The sequence below is a fragment of the Streptomyces sp. NPDC001980 genome (genome assembly GCF_040296885.1).
Lineage (GTDB): Bacteria > Actinomycetota > Actinomycetes > Streptomycetales > Streptomycetaceae > Streptomyces.
Genome location: NZ_JBEOYD010000062.1, coordinates 34,963 through 43,066, shown reverse-complemented (window position 1 = coordinate 43,066; position 8,104 = coordinate 34,963). Strand labels below are relative to the sequence as shown.

Genomic DNA, 8,104 nt, shown 5'->3' with positions numbered 1-8,104 from the left:
CGCCGTCGTCGCCCCGAAGTGGTGGCTGAAGGCGCTCGGCCTGATCCACCCCCTCTTCACGGTCTCCGCGATCATCGGCACCGGCAACCACTGGGCCCCTGACGGGGCGCTGTCAGTGGGCGCTTCCTGCGACGGCCGGCGGCAACTCCACCTCCACGTCCGGGTCGCCCGCGTCCGCCGTGTAGTCCTGGGGGCTGGTCTCGTCGATGCCCTCGGGGGCCTTGAAGGCCTTCAGGGCGAAGGTCAGGACCACCGTCACCACCACGTTCATCACGAACGCCGTCAGGCCGATGTAGCCGATCTCGCCGAGGCCCGGGATCTCCTTGGACGAGCCGCCGAAGTGCGCCTGGGCCGGGGAGGCCACGCCGTAGGCGGCGACCGTGCCGTAGACCATGCCGACCGCCCAGCCCGCCAGCAGGGCCCAGCGGTGGAACCAGCGGGTGAACAGGCCGCCGACCAGGGCCGGGAAGGTCTGCAGGATCCAGATGCCGCCGAGCAGCTGGAAGTTGATGGCGACCGTCTTGTCCATCGTGAGGACGAAGATCAGCGCGCCCACCTTCACCAGCAGCGACACCAGCTTGGAGACCTGGGCCTCCTGCTTCGGCGTGGCGTCCGGCTTGATGAAGTCCCGGTAGATGTTGCGGGTGAAGAGGTTCGCGGCCGCGATGGACATGATGGCCGCGGGGACCAGGGCGCCGATCCCGATCGCCGCGAAGGCCACGCCCGCGAACCAGTCCGGGAACATGTTCTCGAACAGCTGGGGGATGGCCAGCTGGCCGTTGGTGACCTTGACGCCGGCCGCGATGGCCATGAAGCCCAGCAGGGCGAGCAGGCCCAGCATCAGGGAGTACAGCGGCAGGATCGTGGTGTTGCGGCGGATCACGTCACGGCTCCTGGAGGAGAGCGTCGCGGTGATCGAGTGCGGGTACATGAACAGGGCCAGCGCCGAGCCCAGCGCCAGGGTGGCGTACGTCCACTGGCCGGCCGCGGGCGGGACGAGGCCGCCCGCGCCCGCCGCCGTGAACTTGTCGCCCGCCTTGGCGAAGATGTCGTCGAAGCCGCCCAGCTTGATCGGGATGTAGATGATCGCCACCGCGATGACGATGTAGATCAGCGCGTCCTTCACGAACGCGATCAGGGCGGGGGCGCGCAGGCCGGAGGAGTAGGTGTAGGCCGCGAGCACGCCGAAGGCGATGAGGAGCGGGAGGTCCTTCACGAACCAGTTGGTGCCGTCGCTGCCGCCGATGCCCATCACGTCGAGCACCGCCTGGATGCCGACGAGCTGCAGCGCGATGTACGGCATCGTTGCCAGGATGCCGGTCAGCGCGACGGCCAGCGAGAGGCCCTTGGAGCCGAAGCGGCCGCGCACGAAGTCCGAGGTCGTCACATAGCCGTGCTTGTGCGAGACCGACCACAGGCGCGGCAGGAACGTGAAGATCAGCGGGTAGACCAGGATCGTGTACGGCACCGCGAAGAAGCCGGCCGCGCCCGCCGCGTAGATCGCCGCCGGTACGGCGACGAAGGTGTAGGCCGTGTACAGGTCGCCGCCGAGCAGGAACCAGGTGACCCAGGTCCCGAACGACCGGCCGCCGAGGCCCCATTCGTCGAGCGAGTGCTCGTTCTCGGCCTTGCGCCAGCGCGCGGCCAGGAAGCCCATGACCGTGACGGCCAGGAAGAAGAAGATGAAGACGCCGAGCGCGACGCCGTTCACGCCGTCCTTCACCGCTGCGCACCCCCGCTCGTGCTCTCGGCCTTGCGGGCGCGCTGGTCGCGCTGCCACAGCTGGTAGGCGGTCATCGTGAGCGCGGTGGAGAGCAGCACCCACAGCATCTGGTACCAGTAGAAGAACGGGATCCCGATGAACTCCGGGTCCGTCTTGGCGTACGAGCCCACCCACAGCATCGCCACGAAGGGCGCTATCAGGCAGAGGGCGATGGCGACGCGTATGGGCGTCACCACCGCCGCTTTGGTCACATCGGACGCATCTGACATCTCGCGGCTCCGTCCCCTCACTGACCGTCAGGCGATCACCGTTGTTCACCTGTGTAATGCGCAGGCAATCATGGCGAACGCGAAAGGTCAGCGGAAGACCTCATCCGCATATCGGTATGTCGATCTGGTGGAGAAGAGTGACGTGCCGTCAGGGCAGATGGGGTGTAAACGTGCTCAGTCCTGGGGCCGCTTGAGCCGGGCGACGAACTTGTAGCGGTCGCCGCGGTACACCGAGCGCACCCATTCCACCGGCTGGCCGTCGCGGTCCAGGGAGTGGCGGGAGAGCATCAGCATCGGCAGGCCCACGTCGGTGCCGAGCAGGCCGGCCTCGCGCGGGGTCGCCAGCGAGGTCTCGATGGTCTCCTCGGCCTCGGCGAGATGGACGTCGTACACCTCGGCGAGGGCGGTGTACAGGGACGTGTACTTGACAAGGGAGCGGCGCAGGGCCGGGAAGCGCTTCGCGCTCAGGTGCGTGGTCTCGATCGCCATCGGCTCGCCGTTGGCCATGCGCAGCCGCTCGATGCGCAGCACGCGCCCGCCTGCCGTTATGTCGAGCAGTCCGGCGAGCCGGTCGTCGGCGGTGATGTAGCCGATGTCCAGCAGCTGCGAGGTCGGCTCCAGGCCCTGGGCCCGCATGTCCTCCGTGTAGGAGGTGAGCTGGAGGGCCTGGGAGACCTTGGGCTTGGCGACGAAGGTGCCCTTGCCCTGGATGCGCTCGAGACGGCCCTCGACGACGAGTTCCTGGAGGGCCTGGCGGACGGTGGTGCGGGAGGTGTCGAACTCGGCGGCCAGGGTGCGCTCGGGCGGGACCGGGGTGCCGGGGGCCTGTGTCTCGGTCATTTCGAGCAGGTGCTTCTTCAGGCGGTAGTACTTGGGCACGCGCGCGGTACGGATGGCTGTCCCGCTCTCGTTCTCCGCACTGCTGACGTCGGTGCTCATGCTCCGCCTTCCCGGCTTATTGATGCGGCTCGCCTCGTGGCACGGCAGCGTACGGGATTCGCCCTGCACGCTGCGTGATCCCCTCTGTATACCGTCGCGGGCGCTGTTGGTCTAGTCCACCGAGCGAGTGGTCTACCGGAATTGTCTCGTCCGCGCCCCGGGTTTTCGAGGGTTTCTTACTTAAAGGTTCCTGCATATGTAGGTCGCATAACGGCTGGTCGGAGCCTATTCGGCCACCCTTGACAGGCCTGGTGGTCTGGGCCAAGCTTCCCGCACTGGTCTACACCATTGGTCCAGGTCCCGGCCCAACGCTCGTGCGGGGAGGCAGGGGGGTTTGTGGCATCCCTGAGGAGGGTGGCGTGAAGCGCAAGCTGATAGCCGCGATTGGTATCGCGGGCATGGTCTTCTCGGTCGCGGCGTGTGGCAGTGACAACAAGGACGACAACAAGTCCCAGGGCTCGGACGCCAAGGCGCTGACCGTCTGGCTCACGGTGGACGCGCAGAACAACTGGCCCGACCTGGTCAAGGCCGCCGACGCCGCCGTGCAGAAGAAGCACCCCGGCATCAAGATCAAGCACGAGTACTACGGCTGGCCGGACAAGAACACCAAGCTGGACGCCGTCCTCGCCACGGACAAGGCCCCCGACGTGGTCGAGATGGGCAACACCGAGATGCTCAGCTACATGGTGAAGGGCGCCTTCGCCCCCGTCGACGCCTCCCAGTTCACCAGCTCCGACCAGTGGCTCGACGGCCTCAAGGCCTCCGTCACCTACCAGGGCAAGACCTACGGGGTGCCGTACTACGCCGGTGGCCGCGTCGCCAACTGGCGCAAGGACATCGCCGCCTCGGCCGGCATCAAGACCACGCCGAAGACCTATACCGAGCTGACCGCCGACCTGGACAAGATCCAGAAGAAGGAAGGCGACAAGTTCAGCGCCTGGTACCAGCCCACCCGTGACTGGTACGCGGCCATGTCCTTCGTCTACGACGCCGGTGGCTCCATCGCCGTCGAGAACGGCGGCAAGTGGCAGGGCAACCTCTCCTCGGCCGAGTCCATCAAGGGCCTCACCGAGTTCAAGAGCGTCATCGACAAGTACATGCACGGTGACAAGACCAAGGACGAGTCCGACCGCTACATCGTCTACGGCCAGGGCAAGTCGGCCATGATCTTCGGTGCCGCCTGGGAGGGCGCGACCGCGGCCGACCCGAAGAACGACAAGACCGGCGGCAAGCTGAAGGACAACCTCGTCAACTTCGTGATGCCCGGCCCGTCCGGCAAGAACATGCCGGTCTTCCTGGGCGGCTCCGACCTCGCCATCCCGGTGAAGTCCAAGGCGCAGGCCGTCGCCGCCGAGTGGATCAACGCGTTCACCGGCCCCTCCGGCCAGAAGGGCCTGATGGCCAAGGGCAACCTGCCGAACAACAAGACCGACCTCGCCACGCTGAAGAACGACCCGGCGACGGCGGTGCCGGCCACCGCGGCCGAGTCCAACTGGTTCGTGCCGATGGCGCCGGGCTGGGGCCAGGTCGAGAAGGCCCAGGTGCTCCAGACGATGCTGCAGAACATCGGCACCGGCAAGGAGAGCGTCGAGGCGGCGGCCAAGGAGGCCGACGCGGCGATCGACAAGGTCATCAACACCCCGTAACGGCCTGCGGCCGGGCCTGGCCGACGGGGGGCCAGGTCCGGCCGGTGAGTGATGTCAGAAGGTGCCGCGACGGGTTGGTGGGTTGGTGCCGGTTCGTCGTGGCTGGTCGCGCACACGCGGCGGTAGTCGCCTATCGATACCGCCCCGCGCCCCTGAAGGGGCGCGTCGCCGCCGACCTCTCTCGATCTGTTTGAGGAGCGCACGATGAGTGCCGTTGATACGACCACACCCGCCAAGGTGCCGGCACCTCCACCGGACTCCCCGCAAAGACCACGTGCGAACCGGCGCTCGGGCGGCCCCGCCGTCCCCTGGCTGCTGCTCGCCCCCTGCCTGCTGATCCTGGCGCTCGTCCTCGGCTACCCCCTCTACCGGCTGGTCACCCTCTCCTTCCAGCAGTTCGGGCAGACCCAGCTGTGGGGGTTCAAGCCGGCCGAGTGGGTCGGGTTCGGGAACTTCTCCAAGGTGCTGGGGGACAGCGAGTTCTGGCAGGTCGTGCTGCGCACGATCTTCTTCGCGGCCGGCTGCGTCATCTTCACCATGGTCGTCGGCATGCTCGTCGCCCTGCTGCTGCAACGCGTCTCCGGCTGGGTGAAGACGCTGGTCAACATCGCGCTGGTGGCCAGCTGGGGCATGCCGGTCATCGTCGCCACCACGGTCTTCAAGTGGCTCTTCGACTCCGACTACGGCATCCTCAACGCCCTGCTCAGCAAGCTCCCCGGGGTCGAGATGGTCGGCCACAACTGGTTCGCCAGCGGACCCGAGGGGCTCGCGGTGATCATGCTCCTGGTGGTCTGGGGAGCGATCCCCTTCGTGGTCATCACGCTCAGCGCCGGACTCACCCAGGTCCCCAAGGAACTGGAGGAGGCCGCCCGCCTCGACGGCGCCGGCCCCTGGGGCGTCTTCCGCTACGTCACGCTGCCCATCCTCAAGCCGGTCATCGTGATGCTCACGACCCTCTCGGTCATCTGGGACATGGGCGTCTTCCCGCAGGTCTTCGTGATGCGCGGCGGCCACCCCGAGGCCGAGTTCCAGCTGCTGACCACCTGGTCCTACGACCGCGCCTTCGTCGTCAACGACTACGGGCAGGGCTCCGCGATCGCCCTGCTCACCGTGATCCTCCTGCTCGGCGTCGTCGCCGTGTACATGCGCCAGATGCTGAAGATCGGAGAGGTCGAATGAGCACCGTCGCCACCCCCGGCCGCTGGAAGGCGAAGACCGGCTGGAACCTCCTCGGCCTCCTCGTCTTCGTCATCTCGGGCTTCCCCGTCTACTGGATGCTGAACACGGCGTTCAAGCCGGCGAAGGACGCCATCGACCCGGACCCGAGCCTGCTGCCCACCGGCATCACCCTGTCCAACTTCAGCCGCGCGCTGGACATCGCCGACTTCTGGGGCCCGGTCGGCCGCAGCCTCATCGTGTCCCTCTCCGTCGTGGTGATCGGCATGGTCGTCGGACTGCTGGCCGCCCTGGCCATCTCCCGGTTCGCCTTCCGCGGCCGCAAGATCGTGATCGTCGGCATCCTCGCGGTCCAGATGATCCCGCTGGTCGCCATGATCATCCCGGTCTTCCTGCTCCTCAACGACCTGGACCAGTACGACAAGCTCAGCGGCCTGATCATCACCTACCTGACGTTCATCCTGCCGTTCACGGTGTGGACCCTGCGCGGCTTCATCGTCAACATCCCGAAGGAGCTGGAGGAGGCCGCCATGGTCGACGGCTGCTCCCGCACCGGCGCCTTCGTCCGCGTGGTCTTCCCGCTGCTCGCCCCCGGCCTGGTCGCCACCTCGGTCTACGGCTTCATCCAGGCCTGGAACGAGTACCTCTACGCCCTGATGCTGCTCAGCCAGGACCACCAGACGGCGACCGTCTGGCTGGCCAACTTCACCACGCAGCACGGCACCGAATACGCCCCGATGATGGCCGGCGCCACCATGCTCGCCGTGCCGATCGTCGTCCTGTTCCTCCTGGTCCAGCGCAAGATGGCCGCGGGTCTCACCGCGGGCGCCGTGAAGGGATAACCCCATCCGATGACGACATTCGCCAGCGGTACGGACACACTCACGCGCGACGCGCTGACGGTCCTCCAGCCGGGCTTCACCGGCACCACCGCCCCCGACTGGCTGCTGCGCCGGCTCGGCGAGGGCCTCGCCTCCGTGGGCGTGTTCGGCCGCAACATCATCTCGGCCGAGCAGCTCTCGGCCCTCACCGCCCAGCTGCGCGCCGAGCGGGACGACGTCCTGGTGGCGATCGACGAGGAGGGCGGTGACGTCACCCGCCTGGAGGTGCGCACCGGTTCCTCCTTCCCCGGCAACCACGCCCTCGGCGCCGTCGACGACCCGGAGCTGACCCGGCAGGTCGCCCTCGAACTGGGCCGCCGACTCGCCGCGTGCGGGGTCAACTTCAGCTGGGCCCCGGTCGCCGACGTGAACTCCAACTCCGCCAACCCGGTCATCGGAGTCCGCTCCTTCGGCGCCGACCAGGACCTGGTCGCCCGCCACACTGCGGCCTACGTCACCGGCCTCCAGGCGGCCGGGGTGGCGGCCTGCACCAAGCACTTCCCGGGCCACGGCGACACCGCCGTCGACTCCCACCTCGCCATGCCCCGCATCGACGCGACCGCCGAGGTCCTGCACGCCCGCGAACTGGCGCCCTTCCGTGCCGCCATCGCCGCCGGCACCCGCGCGGTGATGAGCGCACACATCCTGGTCCCGGCCCTGGACCGGACCCGGCCCGGGACACTGTCCCACCGCGTGCTCACCGAGCTCCTGCGCGGCGAACTCGGCTACGACGGCCTGATCGTCACCGACGGCATCGAGATGCAGGCCATCGCCGGGACGTACGGCATCGAACACGGCACCGTCCTGGCGCTCGCCGCCGGAGCCGACGCGATCTGCGTGGGCGGCGGCCTCTCGGACGACGAGACGGTACGACGGCTGCGCGACGCCCTGGTCGCCGCGGTCCGCTCCGGCGAACTCCCCGAGGAGCGGCTGGCGGACGCGGCGCAGCGGGTGCGGGCACTGGCGACCTGGACGGCCACGACGGAAGTGACCCAGCCGGACCCGACCCTCACGGACATCGGCCTCGTCGCCGCCCGTCGCGCGCTTCATGTGACGCGCGTCGACCCGTACACGCCCCCGGCCGAACCGCTCTTCGTCGCCTCCCTCACGCCCGAGACCAACATCGCCGTGGGCACGGAGACCCCGTGGGGCGTGTCCGCCGAACTGACCCGGCTCCTGCCCGGCACCGAGACCGGCAGCTTCGCGGGCGAGGACGCGGGCCACGCGGCGATCGTGGCGGCGGGGGAGCGGCGTATCGTCGCGGTGGTCCGGGACGAACACCGTCACCCCTGGATGACCGGGGCCCTGGACACCCTGCTCAAGGCCCGCCCCGACACGATCGTGGTGGAGATGGGCGTACCGCAGTCCGCGCCCCGGGGCGCCCTGTACATCGCGACGCACGGTGCGGCGCGGGTCTGCGGAGTGGCGGCGGCGGAGGTCATCGCGGGCGTCACCGCGTAGCGCACCCCA

The 8,104-nt window shown here is 68.5% G+C and carries 7 protein-coding genes; 4 read left to right on the top strand and 3 right to left on the bottom strand.

What is annotated here, in order from left to right; translation table 11 throughout:
• Positions 1–112: 112 nt before the first annotated feature.
• The 3 genes from mctP to ABT137_RS47100 form a co-directional block, all read right to left on the bottom strand.
• Positions 113–1,723: a monocarboxylate uptake permease MctP gene (gene mctP, locus ABT137_RS47110; RefSeq protein ID WP_351719328.1), complete on the bottom strand. Its 1,611-nt coding sequence runs from the start codon at positions 1,721–1,723 to the stop codon at positions 113–115.
• Positions 1,720–1,992 carry a DUF3311 domain-containing protein gene (locus ABT137_RS47105; RefSeq protein ID WP_351719326.1) on the bottom strand — a complete coding sequence of 91 codons (273 nt, stop codon included), beginning with the start codon at positions 1,990–1,992 and terminating at the stop codon, positions 1,720–1,722. Before ABT137_RS47105 ends, mctP begins: the two co-directional genes overlap by 4 nt.
• 174 nt (positions 1,993–2,166) lie before the next feature.
• Positions 2,167–2,931, bottom strand: a complete 765-nt coding sequence (locus ABT137_RS47100) for a GntR family transcriptional regulator (protein WP_351719324.1) — start codon at positions 2,929–2,931, stop codon at positions 2,167–2,169.
• A 359-nt stretch (positions 2,932–3,290) separates the two neighbouring features.
• Here ABT137_RS47100 and ABT137_RS47095 point away from each other — a divergent pair, with 359 nt between their 5' ends.
• The 4 genes from ABT137_RS47095 to ABT137_RS47080 all read left to right on the top strand — a co-directional run bounded on the left by ABT137_RS47095 (position 3,291) and on the right by ABT137_RS47080 (position 8,095).
• Positions 3,291–4,577, top strand: coding sequence for an extracellular solute-binding protein (locus ABT137_RS47095; RefSeq protein WP_351719321.1), 1,287 nt, complete (start codon positions 3,291–3,293; stop codon positions 4,575–4,577).
• Positions 4,578–4,781: 204 nt separating this feature from the next.
• Complete coding sequence (locus ABT137_RS47090) at positions 4,782–5,756, top strand: carbohydrate ABC transporter permease (RefSeq protein WP_351719318.1); 975 nt, start codon at positions 4,782–4,784, stop codon at positions 5,754–5,756.
• Positions 5,753–6,595 carry a carbohydrate ABC transporter permease gene (locus ABT137_RS47085; RefSeq protein WP_351719316.1) on the top strand — a complete coding sequence of 281 codons (843 nt, stop codon included), beginning with the start codon at positions 5,753–5,755 and terminating at the stop codon, positions 6,593–6,595. The genes ABT137_RS47090 and ABT137_RS47085 overlap by 4 nt, the downstream gene beginning before the upstream one ends.
• A 9-nt stretch (positions 6,596–6,604) precedes the next feature.
• Entirely contained in the window at positions 6,605–8,095 is a 1,491-nt protein-coding gene (locus ABT137_RS47080) for a glycoside hydrolase family 3 protein (protein WP_351719313.1), read from the top strand.
• Positions 8,096–8,104 lie beyond the last annotated feature (9 nt).

What these genes read in the sequence shown, in the direction of transcription:
- ABT137_RS47090 (WP_351719318.1), top strand. Translation starts at nt 4,782, where the DNA reads ATGAGTGCCGTTGATACGACCACACCCGCCAAGGTGCCGGCACCTCCA.
- ABT137_RS47105 (WP_351719326.1), bottom strand. Translation starts at nt 1,992, where the DNA reads ATGTCAGATGCGTCCGATGTGACCAAAGCGGCGGTGGTGACGCCCATA.
- ABT137_RS47085 (WP_351719316.1), top strand. Translation starts at nt 5,753, where the DNA reads ATGAGCACCGTCGCCACCCCCGGCCGCTGGAAGGCGAAGACCGGCTGG.
- ABT137_RS47100 (WP_351719324.1), bottom strand. Translation starts at nt 2,931, where the DNA reads ATGAGCACCGACGTCAGCAGTGCGGAGAACGAGAGCGGGACAGCCATC.
- ABT137_RS47080 (WP_351719313.1), top strand. Translation starts at nt 6,605, where the DNA reads ATGACGACATTCGCCAGCGGTACGGACACACTCACGCGCGACGCGCTG.